The 18,366-nt window shown below is 59.2% G+C and carries 16 protein-coding genes and 2 pseudogenes; 9 read left to right on the top strand and 9 right to left on the bottom strand.

What is annotated here, in order from left to right:
* Positions 1 to 88: 88 nt before the first annotated feature.
* Both OEG82_RS23590 and OEG82_RS23595 read left to right on the top strand, forming a co-directional pair.
* Positions 89 to 1,489, top strand: a complete 1,401-nt coding sequence (locus tag OEG82_RS23590) for a sensor histidine kinase (protein ID WP_267615066.1) — start codon at positions 89 to 91, stop codon at positions 1,487 to 1,489.
* Positions 1,489 to 2,130, top strand: coding sequence for a response regulator (locus OEG82_RS23595; RefSeq protein WP_267615067.1), 642 nt, complete (start codon positions 1,489 to 1,491; stop codon positions 2,128 to 2,130). Before OEG82_RS23590 ends, OEG82_RS23595 begins: the two co-directional genes overlap by 1 nt.
* Before the next feature lie 78 nt (positions 2,131 to 2,208).
* Here OEG82_RS23595 and repC (OEG82_RS24340) read toward each other — a convergent pair whose 3' ends face one another.
* The 4 genes and pseudogenes from repC (OEG82_RS24340) to repA form a co-directional block, all read right to left on the bottom strand.
* Positions 2,209 to 2,826 carry a plasmid replication protein RepC gene (gene repC, locus OEG82_RS24340; RefSeq protein WP_425497668.1) on the bottom strand — a complete coding sequence of 206 codons (618 nt, stop codon included), beginning with the start codon at positions 2,824 to 2,826 and terminating at the stop codon, positions 2,209 to 2,211.
* Positions 2,741 to 3,547 (bottom strand): annotated as a pseudogene (repC, locus tag OEG82_RS24345) (plasmid replication protein RepC); the annotation flags it as partial. The gene repC (OEG82_RS24340) and the pseudogene repC (OEG82_RS24345), both read right to left, overlap by 86 nt.
* Before the next feature lie 158 nt (positions 3,548 to 3,705).
* Positions 3,706 to 4,725: a plasmid partitioning protein RepB gene (repB, locus tag OEG82_RS23605; RefSeq protein ID WP_267615068.1), complete on the bottom strand. Its 1,020-nt coding sequence runs from the start codon at positions 4,723 to 4,725 to the stop codon at positions 3,706 to 3,708.
* Positions 4,722 to 5,900: a plasmid partitioning protein RepA gene (gene repA, locus OEG82_RS23610; protein WP_267615069.1), complete on the bottom strand. Its 1,179-nt coding sequence runs from the start codon at positions 5,898 to 5,900 to the stop codon at positions 4,722 to 4,724. The genes repB and repA overlap by 4 nt, the downstream gene beginning before the upstream one ends.
* Before the next feature lie 720 nt (positions 5,901 to 6,620).
* Between repA and OEG82_RS23615 the strand changes: the two genes are divergently transcribed.
* Positions 6,621 to 6,866, top strand: a complete 246-nt coding sequence (locus tag OEG82_RS23615; protein WP_267615070.1) for a hypothetical protein — start codon at positions 6,621 to 6,623, stop codon at positions 6,864 to 6,866.
* Between the two features lie 124 nt (positions 6,867 to 6,990).
* On the opposite strand, the gene OEG82_RS23620 is transcribed toward OEG82_RS23615, so the two are convergent.
* Positions 6,991 to 8,160: a tyrosine-type recombinase/integrase gene (locus OEG82_RS23620; protein ID WP_267615071.1), complete on the bottom strand. Its 1,170-nt coding sequence runs from the start codon at positions 8,158 to 8,160 to the stop codon at positions 6,991 to 6,993.
* Between the two features lie 124 nt (positions 8,161 to 8,284).
* Here OEG82_RS23620 and OEG82_RS23625 point away from each other — a divergent pair, with 124 nt between their 5' ends.
* The gene (locus tag OEG82_RS23625; RefSeq protein ID WP_267615072.1) at positions 8,285 to 9,238 is read left to right on the top strand and encodes a DUF1403 family protein; all 954 of its coding nucleotides are present in this window, start codon (positions 8,285 to 8,287) and stop codon (positions 9,236 to 9,238) included.
* A 140-nt stretch (positions 9,239 to 9,378) separates the two neighbouring features.
* On the top strand, positions 9,379 to 9,921 hold the full coding sequence (scpB, locus tag OEG82_RS23630) for an SMC-Scp complex subunit ScpB (protein WP_425497669.1): 543 nt from the start codon (positions 9,379 to 9,381) through the stop codon (positions 9,919 to 9,921).
* Between the two features lie 373 nt (positions 9,922 to 10,294).
* Here scpB and OEG82_RS23635 read toward each other — a convergent pair whose 3' ends face one another.
* From OEG82_RS23635 to OEG82_RS23650, 4 genes and pseudogenes are all read right to left on the bottom strand, one after another.
* A complete protein-coding gene (locus tag OEG82_RS23635) occupies positions 10,295 to 11,284 on the bottom strand; it encodes an IS5 family transposase (protein ID WP_267615074.1) in 990 nt (329 codons plus the stop codon).
* 79 nt (positions 11,285 to 11,363) lie between these two features.
* A pseudogene (locus OEG82_RS23640) lies at positions 11,364 to 11,727 on the bottom strand (IS6 family transposase); the annotation flags it as partial.
* 130 nt (positions 11,728 to 11,857) lie between these two features.
* Positions 11,858 to 12,637, bottom strand: a complete 780-nt coding sequence (locus OEG82_RS23645; RefSeq protein ID WP_267615075.1) for an SDR family NAD(P)-dependent oxidoreductase — start codon at positions 12,635 to 12,637, stop codon at positions 11,858 to 11,860.
* Positions 12,634 to 13,518 (bottom strand): NAD-dependent epimerase/dehydratase family protein, encoded by an 885-nt coding sequence (locus OEG82_RS23650; protein ID WP_267615076.1) that lies wholly within the window; start codon positions 13,516 to 13,518, stop codon positions 12,634 to 12,636. The genes OEG82_RS23645 and OEG82_RS23650 overlap by 4 nt, the downstream gene beginning before the upstream one ends.
* 191 nt (positions 13,519 to 13,709) lie before the next feature.
* Here OEG82_RS23650 and OEG82_RS23655 point away from each other — a divergent pair, with 191 nt between their 5' ends.
* The 4 genes from OEG82_RS23655 to OEG82_RS23670 all read left to right on the top strand — a co-directional run bounded on the left by OEG82_RS23655 (position 13,710) and on the right by OEG82_RS23670 (position 18,357).
* A complete protein-coding gene (locus OEG82_RS23655) occupies positions 13,710 to 14,717 on the top strand; it encodes a BMP family lipoprotein (RefSeq protein ID WP_267615077.1) in 1,008 nt (335 codons plus the stop codon).
* 87 nt (positions 14,718 to 14,804) lie between these two features.
* Complete coding sequence (locus tag OEG82_RS23660; protein ID WP_324288999.1) at positions 14,805 to 16,313, top strand: ABC transporter ATP-binding protein; 1,509 nt, start codon at positions 14,805 to 14,807, stop codon at positions 16,311 to 16,313.
* Entirely contained in the window at positions 16,310 to 17,389 is a 1,080-nt protein-coding gene (locus tag OEG82_RS23665; protein WP_267615079.1) for an ABC transporter permease, read from the top strand. The genes OEG82_RS23660 and OEG82_RS23665 overlap by 4 nt, the downstream gene beginning before the upstream one ends.
* The gene (locus OEG82_RS23670; protein WP_267615080.1) at positions 17,377 to 18,357 is read left to right on the top strand and encodes an ABC transporter permease; all 981 of its coding nucleotides are present in this window, start codon (positions 17,377 to 17,379) and stop codon (positions 18,355 to 18,357) included. The genes OEG82_RS23665 and OEG82_RS23670 overlap by 13 nt, the downstream gene beginning before the upstream one ends.
* The last annotated feature ends 9 nt before the right edge of the window (positions 18,358 to 18,366 follow it).

The raw sequence follows: 18,366 nt of genomic DNA on the forward strand, positions 1-18,366 counted from the left end.
TTGGTCCGGAATGCTACAGACCAACGCTCAGAGAAAAATGTTAACAGAAACATTATACTAGTTGTTTGGGGACTAGTTGGAGAAGCGCGTGGACAGAAACAGCGATCTTTGGGGCGGGTCGATTTGGCACAGCATGCTGAGCGACTGGACGCTGCCTCATCGCTTTGCACTTATCGGCGGCCTGATCACACTTGCGGTTACCGTGCTTGCCGGCATGGTCATCAGTTCCTCGCTGGCTCGAAACCGGATCGAGGCGGAGGCAACATCAACCGCCTTGTTGCTCGACAGCGTTCTTGGCCCGATTGTTCAGGGACTCGTCCTCAACGGCGCAAGCGGCGATGAAACGGAAACGCTCGACAGGTTGCTCAAGAGCGATCAGTTCAGACTGCGGTTTCCGCATGTCGAGATCTGGCTGCATGACGGCCGCATCATCTATTCAACAAGTCCCGGGCTGATCGGCAAATCCTTCCAGCCGCCAGACGGACTGGTCGCTGCCCGTGCCGGGAAGGTGTCCGCACGATACACCGATCTCTCGGCCGACGAACATGTCCTGAGAAGCTTCACCAAGGCCTTCCTTGAAGTTTACGTCCCGATCCGTGGTCACCTCTCCGAGGAGGTGATTGCAATCGCCGAGATTCACGAGATTACCGAGCCGCTCGAACGCGAACTTGAAACATTGCGCATGCACAGCTGGGTTGCAGTCGGTGGCGCCAGTCTCCTGATCATGCTTGCACTCGGGGTGGTGAGCTGGGCAAGCCGGCAGATTGATACCCAGCGTGCGGCCCTGCAGGCTCAGCTCCGTGAAACCAGCCGCATCTCCGACCAGAACAGGCTGTTGCGGGAGCGCGCCCGGCGCGCGACAATCCTCATTTCGGAAATGAACGAGAGCAAACTGCGCGACCTCGGCGCCGAACTTCACGACGGGCCGGCGCAGCTGATCGGCCTTGCTGCGCTGCGCGTGGAACATGTCCGCCGCGCCCGCTCGCAAGTTGCCAGGGATGTGCATCTTACAGAGATCGAAACCCTCTTGGCAGATGCAAACCTGAAGGTGCGCAATCTTTCCAAGGGGCTGGTTCTGCCACCGATCGAAGGCCTGCCCTTGTGCGAGGTCGTCTCGCGGGCCGTCCGGGCGCATGAACAAAGGACACGAACCACGGTGGAAGCTCACTGCTTGGACGACGGACCAAAGGTTCACAGCGCGGTCAATATATGTGTCTACCGGTTCATTCAGGAAGGCCTGAACAACGCGTTTCGGCACGCTGGCGGAATTGGACAGCGGGTGACCTGTGAGTGGCACGAGGCGATGTTGTTCGTGGCAGTCAGCGACTGTGGAGCTTCGGCGTCCGCTCGACCCGAGCAGACCGAGGGAGGACTCGGTCTCGCTTGGATCCGGGCACGGGTTGAAAGTCTCGGCGGCACTATGGATGTGCAGAGCAGACATGACGGGACCACCGTCAGCATTACCCTTTCAACCCTGGAGATGAGATAGTGCAATCCCGGATCACCGTTCTGATTGTTGACGACCACCCGATGTTTCGCAACGGAGTGGTTCAGTCTTTGAGACTTGATCGGAACATCGAGGTCGTCGGCGAGTGTTCTGACGGAAACGAAGCCATAGGCCTTGCAGCCTCGCTGCGACCGGACATCATTCTTCTCGATATCTCCATGCCCGGAAACGGCATCGATGCGGCAGCCAGGATTGCCGAACTGGATCATGCCCCCAAGGTCATCATGCTGACCGTCTCCGAGCAGGACGACGACGTCATACGGGCGCTCGATGCCGGCGCTGTGGGCTATGTGCTGAAAGGCGTGTCCGCCAGCGAGCTGATTTCCGTGCTGCGCTGTGTGGCGGCCGGAGATTCCTTTGTCTCGCCGAACCTGACGCTCCGAATCCTCAACCACGCCCGTAAAACCTCCGAACCCAGCCTTGCTTCATTGCTCTCGGACCGGGAATTGCGCATCGCCAAACTCATTGGCAAGGGCCTCAGCAACCGCGAAATCGCGGATCAGCTCACCGTCAAGGAAAAGACCATCACCTTCCACATGACCAACATCATGAAGAAGCTCAATGTGCGCAACCGGGTCGAGACTGCGCTGTTGGTGAGAAAGGCTATGGACCGCGCCGGGTGAATGAATGGGGTGAACGGATCACCGGGGCCCTCCCGGCAAGACGATCCGGACGCGACAACACCCACGCACCAGCGTCCCTCACCCGGCCTGTCTCTCACCGGGACCATTGGCGCGGATTTGCGCCATCAGCATGGGTCCGAGCGAGAATTCGCCGCGTCCGGCGCGTCGGGTCAGATCCCGCAGATAGCCGCCGGCGGAATTGATATGGCCGCCGCGTTCGAGAATACAGGCCATCACCGTGGCCGCGTTTTCAGGCCCGAGAATTGCGCAGGCCTCCTCATAGGCCGAGGGCGAGACGCCCAGCATCGAGCGCACCACCACAGCGGCCCCCATCAGGTCGCGCCAGCTCGAAACAGCCCCGCCAGGCCCGTAATCGGCGATATCCGGGCACGCCGACAAAACCATGCCGAGCGGAAATGGCTTGAAACCGCCACCCGACGCCCGCTCGCCGGATTTCTGGGCGCGGGGAACCATCCTGACCGGATCCGCCGCCTCCCCTCGGCTCCCCCTGCCCTTCCTCCGGCCGTTCGGATTTGACCTCGATGCCATCAGGCACCCCATCCGATCGATCAGGAGCATTTCGATTTTCGCCCTGTTCTGTTTCCAAGAGCAGTTCAGATTCAGGAATGGAGTCGGTGTTTGAATTCTGTATATGGCGCTCAGTTTGAGCGGGACTGCCGCTCGATTTTCGAGCATTGATCTGTATTTCCAACTGATTGAGGATGTTTTCGCGCAGGAACTCCATTTCCTTGACCGTCGCCGATACGGTTTCCGCTGTCGGGCTGCGCGGGTGGCTCTCGACAATCGATCTGTAATGCTCCTGCACCGCCAGCCAGTCGCCCTCCGCCCCCTCGTCAAGCGCGGTTTCAATCAGCTTGATCACATCACGCCGGCAGATCGTCAGGCGTTCCTTGAGCCGGCGCAGATGCAGGCGTTCCGCTTCGACCTCGGCAGCCAGGCGCCTGATCTCGTCAGCGCGCGCCAGCAATGGCTTGAGCGAAAAACCGAAGGCTTCGTCGATCTCCCCTGCCCGGCTGCGGCGTGCAAAGCGTTTGCCATTGGCGCTGTCCTTGCGCACCAGCAGCCCGGCTGAAACCAGCACCGCGACGTGACGGCGAATGGTCGGCTCGGCCATGCCATTGGCGCGGCGCGACAATTGTGCATTGGAGGGAAACACGATCATGGAGTCGTCTGCCGCAAGCTCCGGCTTGGGATAAAAGCTGATCAGCGCGCTCAACACCGCCAGGGCCCGGTCAGTCACGCCCAGGCGCGGCCGGGCTTCGCACAGCGCGTGATAGATCTTCCACTTGTCGATCCGCGCGTCGGGCTCCACCTCATCGGCCGCGATCTGGTCTGCCAGCATGGCATAGGTCATCGCCCGCCGCCCGAAGGGCGTCGCTATATGGTCCAGTTGCATCGTCTTTCACCTTTCAAAAAGGCAACAGAGATCCAGCCGCCAAAAACTTGACGTCAAACGCTTGACTGTGATTCGGGGAAATGCGATTCTCAGGCTGCTAGACACGAGAAGGGCTTCCACGACGGCAACGTTTGGGGGCCTTTTTCTATTGCGTTACACTAACTCCGTTCAACCTTGGGTTTTGCCTTGATCTCCTTGAGATAGGCGTCGTGAATGGTTTCCATCTGGCCGGCCAGGTAAGTGACAAAGTCCGGCGGAACGGATTTGGCAAAGCTCATCCGCGCACCGGAATTGCCGTAGCTGATCTCGGCCAGCTTCATGCCCTTGGACATGATTGTTTCGCGCGCGACGGCCTTCGGCCGCAGTCCGGAGGGCTTTTCAAACATCGCCGACAGCGCCAGGGCGAAACGCTCCTCGCTCGGCAGGCTGGCATCGGCGTTGTTGAGCAGCTCTTCGACCAGCTCATGGGCGCGGGGAAAGGCGATCCACTTTTCCACCAGCTCCAGCCAGCGCCGGCGGCCTATTTCCGACGCCGGGCCAATGGCCTGCAACAGGGGTTGCGGCAGGGTGGAGGCGATGCGGATCATCTCGGAAACATGCGATTTTCCGGTCGACAGCGATGCGCTGATGGTGGCCCGGTCAAAGCCGGCCTTCTCCTGGGCGAAGGCGAAATTGCACTTCTCGATGAAGGTCAGGTCATTGCGGGCGGAGTTCTCTTCCCCCTGAAAGACAATCGCTTCCTCGTCATCAAGAGCCCGAATGATGGCCTTGAACTTCAGTCCCAGCTTTTGGGCTGCAGCCAGGCGGCGGCGGCCATAGACAATCTGGTAGCGCGTTGCATCGTCCTTGATCGGACGCACCAGACCGGGAACGATCTGTCCCCGCTCGCGCATGGATTCGGCCAGATCAGCTATCGCCGCCTCGTCATAGGCGCCGGGAAACCGGTCCGTGATGCCTGAAGGCAGGATCAGGCCCGGATCGAGTTCGGCGATATAGCCGCCGTCCTTGAGCAGGCGCTCGGCCAGTTCGCCGCGCTCCTGGATCTGCCGGACACCCGCGGCTACCTTCTGCAGATGCGGCGAGGACGAGGCTTTCTCGGCCGGCCTGGCATCAACCGGGCCGTTGTCCAGGTTTCCCAGGACATTGGCAAACATGCCTTTTGAATCCTTGCGGCTCATTCCCGCCCCCATGCATGTGTCAGCAATTGCTCGATCTCGGCATTCACGCCATTGATCGACTCCATGGCCCGGTCATAGGTCTTTGGAGCCGAAAAGCGTGAGCGCTGCACTTCGTACAGGCTCTGCTTCCATGTTAAGGCATCTGCGACAGCTGTGGATTTAATAACTGTATTGAGAAGCAGATCAGTGCCGAAAACCTGCCGCATCAAGGCCATCATATTGGCTTGAGGATGGTCATTTGCCTCGAATTTGGTGATCAGGAATTTGGCAAAATCCCACTCGGCCGTTGTCCCCATATTGCTCAGGATCTGCATGTAGGATCCGGCAAGCTCCAAAAATTTCGCCGTGGAATCGACATCGAGCATATGCGCCGGAACCGGGATCAGAACCCCGGTCGCAGCGGTCAGCGAAGACAAGGTCAGAAAATTCAGCGACGGCGCCGAATCCATCAGGATGACGTCATAGTCCTGTTCAACCTGCTCGATCGCCTGGGCCGCTCGCAGCAGAAATTCCGTACCGCCGGATTTGCGCATTTCCAGCGCCACCGCGGTTTCAAACTCCGTGAGTTCGAGACCGGCGCAGATCACATCCAGGCCTTCGATATGGGTCTTGTGGATCAGCGACCGGGTCGGCACCGGATCATCAAAGCGAATGGCGGAATAGAAGGTATCGCCCTCACGCGGATCAAAATCCGCCAGGGCGCCATGCAGGGCTGTCAGTGAGGCCTGCGGATCGAGATCAATTGCCAGAACGCGATAACCACGCAGCGCCAGATAATGCGCCAGATGTATGGTGGTCGAGGTCTTGGACGATCCGCCCTTGAAATTGGTGACCGCGATCACCTGGCAGGATTCACCCTCGATCCGGCGCGGATTGATCCACTTCTTGCGGCCGTTGTCAGCCAGCAACATTCTGAGCTCGAGAATTTGTTCGACCGTATAAAGCCGCCGGCCATTGTTGCTGACTTCCGGATCAGGGCCCCTCCCCTTCAGGGAAAGCTGGCGAATATAGGCTTCCGTCACATCCAAAAGGCTCGCGACTTCCGAGGACGCAAATGTGCGCATGGTGCGAATCGCGTCTGGCGGATATTGTGCCAGAGACAAATTGCGCAGCGCGTGATCCAGCTTGTTGGAACACGCCTGCATGAAGTCCAGACTGTTTAGATGCCGAGTCAATTGGCTGCTCCGAAATGTTATAAGCGACTATATTGCCCGGGATGGTTAACAAAAGGTTAAGCTCGTGGTGACTACGCAAAACATCGATATTATCGACTTTCAACGTAACTACAGATAGCCCGATTCGGGTTTGGCAGCAATTGGGCAAAATCCGCGCCTCCGGCCTGGGCAAGCGCAAGTTCCCCGCGGGGAACTCCTGGCGATCCATTGTGAGAATGCGTTTGTTCCCCGCGGGGAACTTGGGAACAATTTCTGGTTCTGACCCCCTCCTCTCACCGCGCATGCGCTTGCAGATCTGCGCGGCGAAGCTTCGAAACCCTGCATTGTCCAAAACCCGCGCGGGATGAAAACGAGTGCGCTCCACACGCCGGTGAATTCCGCCAGCAGCCATTCCAGCCTCGAAGCTTTCCCTCCGCCCTGTTCCCGGGCGCGGATCAGTCCGCGCAAACCGGAGATGAACCAGCCCTGTTCCCCGCGGGGAACTAAAGCGTGTTCCGAAAAGTGGGAACCGGTTTTCGGAAGGAACACGCGTCAGGACAAAAACCTGAAGCACATTGCATGAATATGATTGAATGCAACGTGCTTTGGGTCCTCACGCGCCCAGCGGAAATCACAAACCCAGCGTGATTCCCGGCGTCTCCGGGACCGCTGTGGCGACAAGATACGATCACTCCACGCTTGAAAAACCGGTGTCACCTGCGCGGCTTGACGGAAACGGTCATGCCGGTGACGGAATTCGAGCGCTTCACCGGTCCAGGCAATTTTGCGGAAGACGAGAATGGCGGTGAACGCACAAGGCGAGATCTGGCGATCCACAGGGATCTTCCGAATGCCGCAAACCCGGCATGGTACGGATGCTGGATCCAACTCAGCGAAATCACCTCGGTTTCCCGGACGCCGATCGAAGCGATCGTCCAGCCACCCGGCACCGGCGCGCGCGTGGTTCTCGTTTGGGGATATAACTGAAGGCCTTCATCGCCGCGCACGAGACTCTTTGGCAATTCGCGCTGTCAACGTGTGATCCCGGCCGGTACCAATTGCCCAGGGGGTGAAATCAACGCAATGGGCCATCGAAGGGCAGGGGGTTCATTCACAGTCCCGCCGCCTTGCTCAGATTGATTCTGAACCGGTCGCGCCGCCGCTGATATCGGCGGGTCATTTCCGCCGAGCTGTGTCCAAGCTGCCTTTGCACATATCTCTCGTCGACTTCGGCGGAAGAGGCCAGGCCGGCGCGGAGCGAATGGCCGGAAAATTTCAACACCCGCTCGACCTCACCCAGATCGCCGCGAATGCCGGCAGCCTTCACGGTGCGCTTGACCAGGCGAGCAATCTCCTTGTCGTTGAGCCTGTCGGCACCGACCTCCTTGCCCCGGCCATTGACCCGGCGGAACAGCGGGCCATGGGCGAGTTTTGCAAACCTGATCCAGGTCTGGACGGCAATGACCGGGCAGGTGGCATCCGATGAGCCGCGGCCGATCTCAACTTCGCGCCAGCCGGTCTTGCCGCGCAGTGTGACCAGCATGCCCTTGTCGAAAATCTCGATCCATCCCCGGCCATCTTCAGTCTGGTCGGGCTTGAGGTCGAGACCGACAATCTCGGATCGCCGCAAACCGCCGGCATAGCCGGTCAGCAGCATGGCGCGATCCCGCAGGCCGCGCAGCGTGCCCCGATCGATTGTCTCAAGCATGGCAAGGATATCCTCGGCCATGACCGCTTCCTTCTGCACCGGCGGCCTGGCATGGGTGTTGCGGATACCGGCCATCACCGTCGCGATATGCCGGTCCTTGCGGTCGAGGGCCTGTCCGCGCTGCGAATAATTCCACGACAATGACGAGAGGCGCCGCTCAATCGTCGCCACGCTGTTGGGCTTCACGATCCGCCCGGACATTCCAGATCCGGAACCATTGTCACCGGTGACGGCGCCGCTCGTGGCACAGGCGGTGATGTAGAGCCCGACGGTTTGCGGATTGGCGGGGAGGGCAGCCAGACCGGAGCGGCGACACCAGGCGTTAAAATGCTTCCAGTCGGCGGCATAGGCCTTGCGGGTGTTGGCGGAACTGGCGGCCTCGACATAGGCGCGGGCACGAACGGTGAGATCTTTCAGCTGCGCCGGCATTCCGGCCCTGGCCGCGGGAGACGGGGAGGGCAGCCCGGCCGGCGTCTGCACTGCCGACATATCATCAACAGGCGCTGTGCTGTCAGACGGCGCCGGGCTTTCCAGGGCTTCATTCTTGGTGTTTTGGTCGATGATCTGGGTCATTCCTCTATAATGAGCATAATGTCCGATAATGCAAGATTATCGGACATTCAATTTTACCGACATGCTGTGCGGTTAAACGCATTATCGATAGCTCAAACCGCGCAGCTGGTGTAGCGTCGTCCGCATGGATTCGCGCACACCCGGCACATCATCAATCCCGATTTCGGCATTTCGCCTGCCAGGCTGGGCGGCTTCGCGCGGTCGTGACCACAACCAGGCCGACGCAGCGTTTTCCGCCGGCATCGCCCTGAAAACGCTTGACGATCTGGTTCGCTCCGATCCCGTCTGGGCCGGCTGCTGGCGCTCCCGGCAAGCGCTGAAATGTGCCGGCATTGCCGTCCGGGTGACCGGCCGCAACGCGGGCGAACACGCATTGCGTGATGCGGTGTTGCTCACCGCACCAGGGGATGATCCCGGACCGGACGGGAGGTTTTTCCTGGCCACGCAAAGGCTTTCTGCTCGAACCGGCGGGGTCACCACAGAATTCGTGAGCGAACTTGCCGAGCTGCTGGCGCTTCGGTGGGATGATCATCTCGCCGCCATGCCCGGTTTCGTCGATGCCGCCCTCCAGTCCGGACGGGCAGTCCCATTTGCAATGGCAGAGCTGATATCGGCGATCATTGCCGTGCGCCCGGACGCGGAAATGCTGGCGTTTCTGCTGGCCGATATTGTCCTGTCCCAAAAGCTCAACTGGCCAAAACCTGTGCCGCTGCTGTTGTCGGAGCGCTATGGTTCTGCCTTCCGGACGATCGGGGGCAGGGGACGGGTCCGCCCCTCCGAACCCGCCTTCGAGGGGGTGGTCTGCCTGGCTCTGGTTGATGCGATCGAGGCCGGCTTGCGGTCAGCGGCGGAGATTGCCCGGCGATCCGATCAGCTTCTGGCGGTTGCGCCAAAACTGCGCACCAAAGGTGCCGATGCTGTTATCAGCAGACTGTTGAACGAGGATGCGGTTCCGGCGGCAACGCCAGGCGCCAATCTGTCGCGCTGGGCCAGCACCCGGCTGTTTGAACGGCTGATGCATTTTGGCGCGGTGCGCGAGCTCTCCGGACGGTCCTCATTCCGGATTTACGGTCTGTGAAAATGACTGAACCAGCATCCGCCGCATCCAGACAGAAGACCGGCCGCACCAAGTCGGACGCCACAAGCGAAGGCTTGCAACACGAAGTGTTTGAAAGCGAGCTTGAGGGGCTGCCGGCGGAGCTGCGCTGGCGGGAATGGATGATGCGGGTGGAAGCGGTGATCTTTGCCTCGGCCGAGCCGGTTGGCCGCGAGGTACTGGCCCGCGTCGTCGGCAAGGACTGCAGCCTTGATCTGCTGATCGACGATCTGCGCGAGGAACTCCGCTCCCGGCCCTATGAGCTGGTGTCCGTCGCCGGCGGCTGGCAGCATAGAACCCGTTCGCGTTACGGCGCTGCGATACGAGCCTCGAAGGCGCCGACCCGCGGCGCGGCAGCCCTGTTGTCCGAATTCGAGGCGATGGTGCTGATGTCGGTTGCCTATTCCCAGCCGGTAACGCGCGGTGAATTGTCGAAGATCTTCGGCAGGGAAGTGTCCCGCGACACGATCGCCAGCCTGCGCGGGGCGGGCTTCATTGCCTCAGGGCCGCGCAGCCCCACCCCGGGAGCACCCTATACCTATGTGACGACGAAACACTTTTTGTCGGCATTCGGGCTGGAGACCTTGCGAGACTTGCCGGACATCGAGGCGTTAGAGGATGCAGGGCTGCTTAGTCGGCAGGCGGTACAGGAGGAACCGCTTTAGGTGGAACCGGACGATGATGACGCGTTAACTGAATAGCTAAAACATCTGTTGCCGCCGGCGATAATGGAAGTAGTGAAGCATAACTAATAATCGCCTTAGTAAACGACTGAAAAGGTGAAGGTTTTCGGTTGCCTTCAGGCGTACGAAAACTTCTGTCTCATGCAGGGCCTGCGGTCCGCGCGCGTTTGAGCCAGGGGGATTTGTGTTTTGAAGGCTGCCAGTGGCTGCAGCAAATCACGAGGCACTTGTTTCCTGCGATCTTGAAGACCGCCTACGTGTCAGGTCGAGACGCTCAAAGAAACCAATTCGCATTTGCAAGGGCGTTGGTGCGCGGATCAGCCGATGAGCGGAGCTCGTTCTTTGATGGGTCCGCTTATTTGGTTGCTCCCGCCGATGCTTGGCAACGAACGGATTTCGGGCGTCCGCAGGCAAGCATTCGGTTCAAAATCGTGACCCCGATTGCAGCCCCTGTCTGTTGAGCGAGGAATGACCGAGCGCGCAAACGTGGTCCAATAATGCCTTTGCATCGACCCATCGCGGTTTCAACCAGAGCTCGTTTGCCGTAGCCGGTTGATGCCTGCCATTTCAGCCGGCATTCTTTCTGCATGGAGGTTATGTGGTCGTCTCTCTGGCAGCATGCTTGGGCGGTAGGCGGTTCAACCGCGTTCGAGCGCGGTGGAATGATGACCCTTGCGCCTGCGCTGTGATGGAAAACAGCGTCGTAGGTTGGGTAGCCATCATAGGCTCCATCGGCCGTGAACTTGCCGATCTCATCATCGATCTGATCCAGCAACGGCTTCAGCTGCGAGGTATCGCCGGTTTCCTGATCTGTCAGGCTATGGGCAATGATCTCGCCACTGTCAGCATCAACAGCCAGATGCAGTTTTCTCCAGCCACGTCGGGACTTTGTCCCATGCTTTTCTTCCAGCCATTGACCGGTGCCATAAATCTTCAGCCCGGTGCTGTCGACCAGAACGTGAAGCGGTGCATCTGGCGCAGCCCGTCGCTCGACAGTTGGCATCCAGGTTCTTGCCCGCCGACTGAGTGTCGTGTGATCGGGTACAGGCAGATCCAGTCCCATCAGCGCAAGCACCGAACTTAAAAGCCCTTCGCTTTGGCGCAGTCGCAGGCCGAATACCATACCCAGCATCAACGTGGTCTCAATGGCCAGATCATAGTAAAGCGGCTGGCCTCCACGCGTCTTGCGACGCGGGGCAGTCCAGCCCGCCAAAGCTTCCGGCGTCATCCAAAGGGTCAAACTACCGCGGCGGCGAAGGCCCGCCTCATACTCCGCCCAGTTTGTTACCTTGTACATCATCTTGCCGATGTGATGGCGGCGACTGGCGTTATGTTTATACGGCATGCTGGACCAATCAAGTTGGTTTCGATCGCAACCGAATAAGCAGAAATCGTTGAATTCTTATTCATGCACCAAAGCCCCAGTCAATAGCTTTTGTGAAGAACCGCCTGGCTGCAGAGGTCCCGATGTTGGGTAGGCCTGAAATCAACGGTTGCTCCCACGTTGTCGATGGCCCGATAGAGATACATCCATTGAGCCCGGAGCTTCGTGTAAGTTTTGTCCTCATGCCATTTGCCGGTCACAGACCGTTTTCTGCGGTTATAGCGGTCCAAGATCAAAGGCGAGAAGTGTACCACCCAACGATGTATCGTCGAATGATCCATGCTTATGCCTCGTTCTGACATCACTTCCTTCAAGTTGCGAAGGCTCAGGCCGCAGGCCAGATACCAATGAACACACAGCAAGATGATCGACTGGTCGAAATGGCGGCCTTTGAACGTTGTCATCTCCCAGAACCTGAAGAGGTGATTGTCGGCCGCCGGTCAGCGAAGAGTTTGCGATAGAATCGGGCGATGAGGCTCTAGCAGAAAAGCACGACCGGTTATGATGTGACCGATTTTTGGCCGAAAACTCGCCTCAGCCGTTCGAATGGCTCTGCAAGGTCTGGCCACCATCAATCAACCAGAGTGCGCCGTTCACATGCCGGGCCGCATCAGAGGCTAGAAACAAGACGACTTCGGCAACATCCTCGGGTTGACCTATGCGGCGTAACGGGATTCGTGCGGCAAAGCGGTCGACGGCTGAGGCACCACCGCCTCCCTCAAGGCCCGGAACGCCCAATGTGGTTTCGATAACACCCGGGCACACCGCGTTGACGCGGATTCCATGCGGGCCAAGATCAAGAGCGGCGCTCTTCGTAAGTCCGGCAACAGCGTGTTTCGTCGAGACGTAACCGCATCCACCTGAGAGCACGTCCCAGTCCGCCATCGACGAAGCCATCGTCACCACTGCCCCACCACGGCCATCCTTGACCATGCGAGCGGTTGCTGCGCGGACCATCAAAAACATGCTACGCAGGTTCGCCGCAACAATTCTGTCGAAATCCGCGACGGCCAATTCGTGGATGGGTGCCACGGTCCCCGAAATCCCGGCATTGGAAAAGAGCACATCGATCGCGCCATAGGCATCGCAGCATGCCGTGACCGCGCGGGCAGCCGCCGTTTCATCAGAGAGGTCACCGGCCACCGTCAGAACCGGACCGTCCAGGGTTGCGGCCACGGCGGCAAGCCGGTCCGCATCGAGGTCCGCCAGCATCACGCGCGCGCCGGCCGCCAGAAAAAGGCGTGCGGTAACAGAGCCGATTACGCCGGCGCCGCCGGTGACGAGGACAGATTTCCCCTGCAGACCCTTGCTCATGATTTTTCTCCTGTAATGCTGTTGGGATAATCAGACCAATTGTAAGCTGGCACGAAGCCGATCATCTCGCGCGCTCTGGAAGCATCAATCAGACTCTTTCCGCCGCTTAGATCACCTGTCACGGGAACCTCGGGCCAGCTTTCGGCGACAAGGTCTGCGCTCGGCCGCGTCGCAAAGCTGTTGTCTGCGGAGACGAACAGGCGGAGGTGACCTTCGATGTCGGCTTCCGCCGCGGCGACGAATGCCCGGCCCGCGTCGCGAGCATCGATCCATGCCCACAGATGAATATGGGAATCGGGATCGTCGCGGATCGGAACGACCTCTTTGGCAAAACTTTCGGGCGTATGGATCCAGGGCAGACGCAGACTTACGCCCGTGTTGCCGGTGCGGCGCACATAGGCATCAAGCATCTCTTCGCCGAGCCATTTCGTCGTCGCATAGACGTCTTGCGGTGCAGCTTTCTCGTCTTCCGTGATCGGCAATGCGGTCAGTTTTGGGCGATTCGGCGCAAAAGGCAGGCCGATTATGCTGTAGGACGAGGCATAGATGATCCGGGTCGCGCAGCCATCTTCCGCAGCTGCGATCGCGGCATACATCAGCGCCATGTTGGTGCTGAAGACGTCGCTCGCCTCATAGCCAACAGGACGTGGCAACGCGGCGCAATGGGCGACGACCGATGCATTTGCAAGATGGCGGCGAGCAACGTCAAGATCACGCAGATCAACGGCTTCCACCCCTAAATCAGCGTCGCCAACGATGTCCAGGCCCTGTGCATTCCAGCCGGCCTCGATGAATGCCGCCAGGACGTTTCGGCCCAAATGGCCGGCGGCACCGGTGACGACGACATTTCGCTGGTCTTTGGTGGTCTCGGATTCTGACATAGTCGCCTCCTTTCGGAACGGAAATCACGGGCCGATGCGCAAGTGGCTTGACAGAACGGAACGTCCTCGGCCTAATTAGTTCGTACACGAACGTTACCGTCAGTCAAGAAGATGGTCCAATCCGACGGTTCACGAAAAAAGAGTCACCAAGAGCTCCTAGGCAAAGCACCAACCTTACAGAGGTACCAGAAATGAAACTCAGCACTGCACGTTCGCTTTCACTCGTGGCCCTCATGGCCGCGCTCCCGGCAACGACGGCCCTTTCACAGGACAAGGAGCCGCTGAAGGTCGCTGCGATTTCGGGCTATTTCAGCCAGGGATTCGGCATCTCGATTGTAGAGGGCCTCAATCGGGCCGTCGATGAACTTGGTGTCGAACTCAAGATCGTCGACACAGGAAACCGCGCGCTCGACTACGAAGAGCAGTTCAACAACCTTGCCGAAGACGGTGAATATGACCTGATTTTCGTAATGGGTTGGGAGCTCGTCGATGCACTGACCAAAACTTCCGATAGCCATCCTGACCAGCGTTTCATCTTCATCGACGGAGTGCTGGAGAGCGAGAACATGACCTATATCGATTTTCTTGAGGAAGAGGGATCGTTCCTTGTAGGTGCGCTTGCAGCCGAACTTGCCGGAGGCAAGGTTGACGGTTTTGACAGCTCGACGGAGGTCGGCTTCATTGGCGGTCGAGATATCCCCGTGATCCAGAATTTCAGGATGGGGATGCAGCAAGGCATCGAGTATGTCGACAATGGCACAGAGCTGGCGGCGGTGTTTGCCGGCACCTTCGACGACCCGGCCAAGGGCGCCGAACTGGCCATGACGCTGTTTGATCAGGGAATGCCGATTGTCTATCAGGCTGCAGGCCCGACCGGCGAAGGTGTGCTTCAGGCAGCCGCCCAATCTGACGGCTTTGCTGTCGGTGTCGATATCGACCAGTGTCCGTCTGCACCTGGCCACATGCTGGCCTCGATGCTCAAGCGGGCCGACATCGCGGTCTATGATCTGATAGAAGGCCAGCTCGCTGGAAATCCGGTTGTGCCAGGCACGGTTCGGGTTGGTGTCGCTACCGGCGGCGTTGAACTGAAGATCTGTGACGATATCGCGGACAAGATCCCGGCCAGCGTCATTGACGCGATGGAAAAGGTCCGGTCCGGTATTGCCGACGGATCGATCAAGGTCGAACTGGGTCAGTAACCCTTTGCCGGTGCGGATCTGTGTCCGCACCGGCGTTTCCGCTACACTTCCTACAGAAGCGATGACGCGATGACCCTTGCGATCGAATTGCGCAACATTTCCAAACGGTTCGGCTCTGTTCGTGCCAATCGGCGAATTTCCTTTGGTGTCAAAACCGGGTCCATCCATGCGCTGGTTGGCGAAAACGGAGCAGGCAAGACGACGCTGATGAATGTGCTTTTCGGGTTGTATCAACCTGACGAGGGCGAAATATTGATCAATGGAGAGTCTGTGGTGATGGCGACCCCGCGCACAGCAATCTCCTGCGGAATCGGCATGGTGCATCAGCATTTCAAGCTGGTCCCGTCGCTGACGGTGGCAGAAAACATTTTCCTCGGAATGGAAAAGATTCGCAACGGTCTGATTGATACCCGCGCCCAGGAAGCTGAAGTCGCAGAATTGTCGCAACGCTTCGGCCTGGCTGTCGATCCGGCCAAGAAAGTCGCTGACCTGTCGGTCGGCGCAGAACAAAGGGTCGAAATTCTCAAGGTACTGGCGCGCGGTGCCAAAACTGTCATCCTGGACGAACCCACGGCGGTTCTGACACCGCAAGAGGCACGGGAACTGTTCACCATCCTGCGTGGCTTCACAGCTCAAGGCATGACAATCATCTTCATTTCTCACCATCTCGACGAGGTGATGGAAGTCTCCAACACCGTCACTGTCATCCGGGATGGCGCGGTCATTGATACAGTTTCACGCGAGGGGCTGACCGAGGACGATCTGGTCCGCATGATGGTCGGTCGAGAAGTCAATTTCTCCCGTCGTCCGCGAACACCGAATGAAGGCAAGTCAGCCCTTCGCGTGTCGAGGGTCTGCGCCCGTGACGGACGAGGAGTGCCTACCCTGCGCGATGTCAGTCTCGATGTCGGGGCCGGCGAAATCGTTGGTGTGATCGGTGTTGACGGCAACGGGCAGACCGAACTGGCGGAGATCGTCGCCGGCCTGCGCGAACCCAGCCACGGCATGGTTGAGATCGCAGGCACGGCTGCACCTTCCGGCGATCCGGGCGCTGCCCGTGATCTGGGACTGGTGCACGTCCCGGCCGACCGGGTGCGCCGTGGTGTTGATGGCAGCAGCACAATAGCCTCCAATATCTTGATGGGGCGGCAGTATGATCCGGAGTACACCTCGGCGGGAATCGTCTTGTGGTCCCGGGTGCGCGCCGCCGCAGCCGCGCTGATTGAGCGTTTCGATATCCGCTCCTCCGGTCCGGATCAGGTGGTGGGCAAATTGTCTGGCGGCAATATGCAGAAAGTCGTGCTGGCCCGCGAATTCTCCCATGGCGCTCCGGTTCTGCTGGTTGACCAGCCCACGCGCGGTGTTGATATCGGAGCCATGGAACGCATCCACGATGAAATCATGGAACAGCGTGACCGAGGCGCCGCGATCCTGCTGATATCGGCCCAGATCGACGAAGTCATAACTCTTGCCGACCGGATTCTCGTGCTGTTTGCGGGACGTATCGCCGGTGAGGTTTCAGGTGATACCGCGAACGAAGACGAAATCGGCCGACTGATGGCTGGCGGCAGCCTGATCGCGGAGGTGGCAGCATGACTGACCGTTCTCCCGAAATTTCCGACCGGCGCCCCCTATATGAACGGTACGAACACCTGATCGGTCAGGCCCTTGCTATTCTGATCGCCTTGATTGGCGGCACCGTTCTTGTGCTGCTGATCGGCGAGAACCCGCTTCTGGTGTTTGCGACACTGGTTGACGGCGCATTGGGCAGCCCTGAGCGAATTGCATCATCTCTGCTTCAATCAACACCGATTATCCTGTCGGGCGTCGCCGCCTGCATCGCGTTTCGTGGCGGGCTGTTCAATATTGGTGTCGAGGGACAGCTCTATATGGGCGGCTTTGCGGCGGCCTGGATCGGGTTCGCCTTTCAGATGCCGCCGGTTATCCATGTTATCGCCGGTTTGCTTGCCGCTGTGGCTGCGGGTGGTTTGTGGATCGCCATTCCCGCCTTTTTTCGGGCGCGCTACGGCACCAATGAGGTTGTCTCGACCATTCTGTCAAACTATGTGGCGATACTGCTCACATCCTACCTGACCATCGTGGTGTTCAAACGCCCGGGCGGCTGGTCCGAAACGCCGGGCATCGCCGAAACCGCCTATCTGCCGCAGCTTATGACCTATTCGCGGCTGAATCTCGGAATTGTCATTGCGATCGTGGCCGCCATTTTGCTGCATCTGTTCCTGACCAGAACTCCGGCGGGTTATGGCATGAACGCCATGGGCAGGAACCGAAGTTTTGCCGAATATGGCGGCGTTCCAATCCGGCGCAATACGTTCTTCATTCTGCTGGCCTCCGGTGCCGTCGGCGGTCTTGCCGGCGGAGTCGAGACACTGGGTGTGCACCACAGGTTCATGGAGGGCTTTGCGCCTGGCTTCGGGTTTGACGGTGTGATTGCGGCGCTGCTCGCCAACGGCAATCCCATAGGTACCATCGGCACGGCGCTATTCTTCGGTGCCTTGCGCTCCGGCAGCCTGCTGATCGAAGTCGACACCAATGCAAGCCGCGAAATTATCACTGTGTTTCAGGCGATTATCATCCTGTGCGTTTCGGCCCAAATCCTGATCCGCAATCGCCGCGATTCAACCCAAGGAGAGCGTCGTTGGAAGATCTAGACCGCATCTTCAATATTGCGCTGCTGGCAGCAACACTGCGCACCACTGCCCCGATTCTGCTGGTAGCGCTGGGCGGCACCTTCACCACGAAAGCCGGCATTTTCAACATCGGTCTTGAAGGGCAGATGCTGATGGGTGCCTTCTTCGGCGTTCTCGGATCTATCTGGACCGGCTCCGCCTGGGGTGGCCTGCTCTGCGGGGTAGCGGCGGCGATGACTTTCGCAGCAACATTTTCGCTGTTTGTCGTCACCTTTCGCGCCAATGAAGTGGTGGTGGGTCTTGCCCTCAACATCCTTGCCGGCGGACTGACGATATCCTTGACCAAGGCCATCTTCGGGGTGCGCGGATCCATCGTCAACAACGGCATCGTCGGATTGCCGCGGATCGACCTGCCAGGAGAGGATCTGCTCGGACCGCTTGAGCGTGTGCTGTCGAATCACACACCGTTGATCTATGTGTCCTTCATCCTTGTCTTCGTGGTCTGGCTGATCCTTTTCCGCACAAAGTTCGGTCTGCATGTCCGCGTCACCGGGGAGAAGCCCGAAGCCGCGGAGGCTCTCGGCATTTCGACCGCCAGGATGCAGCATCTGGCATCGCTGTGCTGCGGCCTGCTTGCCGGTCTTGCAGGCGTGCACCTGTCACTCGGATACATCACCATGTTTGCCGAAAACATGTCCGCAGGCCGTGGTTTCATGGCGGTTGCCGTGCTGATCTTCTCGGCAGGAGACCCTGGCAAGGTCCTGGCCGGATGCTTGCTGTTTGGCCTCTCCGATGCAATTTCGTTGCGTCTTCAGAGCTTCGGCCTGTCCTCCTATCTTGTGCTGATGGTCCCCTATCTCATCACGCTCGGCGCCTTGTTCGCTCTGACCGTCCACCAGCGTCCCCGTATCTTCCGCGAAACACTGCAAAGCCTCAACGTGATGAAAGAAGGCGCCTTCGCTTCCACAAAGAGAAAGACCAGCAAATGACCCTCTCAC

Origin of the sequence: Hoeflea ulvae, from assembly GCF_026619435.1 — a bacterium.
GTDB lineage: Bacteria > Pseudomonadota > Alphaproteobacteria > Rhizobiales > Rhizobiaceae > Hoeflea > Hoeflea ulvae.

Bases quoted from the DNA above. Each gene is read 5' to 3' on its own strand.
- OEG82_RS23645 (WP_267615075.1), bottom strand. From the start codon at position 12,637: ATGAGCAAGGGTCTGCAGGGGAAATCTGTCCTCGTCACCGGCGGCGCC.
- OEG82_RS23625 (WP_267615072.1), top strand. From the start codon at position 8,285: ATGGATTCGCGCACACCCGGCACATCATCAATCCCGATTTCGGCATTT.
- repC (WP_425497668.1), bottom strand. From the start codon at position 2,826: ATGCTCGAAAATCGAGCGGCAGTCCCGCTCAAACTGAGCGCCATATAC.
- OEG82_RS23650 (WP_267615076.1), bottom strand. From the start codon at position 13,518: ATGTCAGAATCCGAGACCACCAAAGACCAGCGAAATGTCGTCGTCACC.
- OEG82_RS23615 (WP_267615070.1), top strand. From the start codon at position 6,621: ATGCCGGTGACGGAATTCGAGCGCTTCACCGGTCCAGGCAATTTTGCG.
- OEG82_RS23635 (WP_267615074.1), bottom strand. From the start codon at position 11,284: ATGCCGTATAAACATAACGCCAGTCGCCGCCATCACATCGGCAAGATG.
- scpB (WP_425497669.1), top strand. From the start codon at position 9,379: ATGATGCGGGTGGAAGCGGTGATCTTTGCCTCGGCCGAGCCGGTTGGC.
- OEG82_RS23655 (WP_267615077.1), top strand. From the start codon at position 13,710: ATGAAACTCAGCACTGCACGTTCGCTTTCACTCGTGGCCCTCATGGCC.
- OEG82_RS23665 (WP_267615079.1), top strand. From the start codon at position 16,310: ATGACTGACCGTTCTCCCGAAATTTCCGACCGGCGCCCCCTATATGAA.
- OEG82_RS23620 (WP_267615071.1), bottom strand. From the start codon at position 8,160: ATGACCCAGATCATCGACCAAAACACCAAGAATGAAGCCCTGGAAAGC.
- repB (WP_267615068.1), bottom strand. From the start codon at position 4,725: ATGAGCCGCAAGGATTCAAAAGGCATGTTTGCCAATGTCCTGGGAAAC.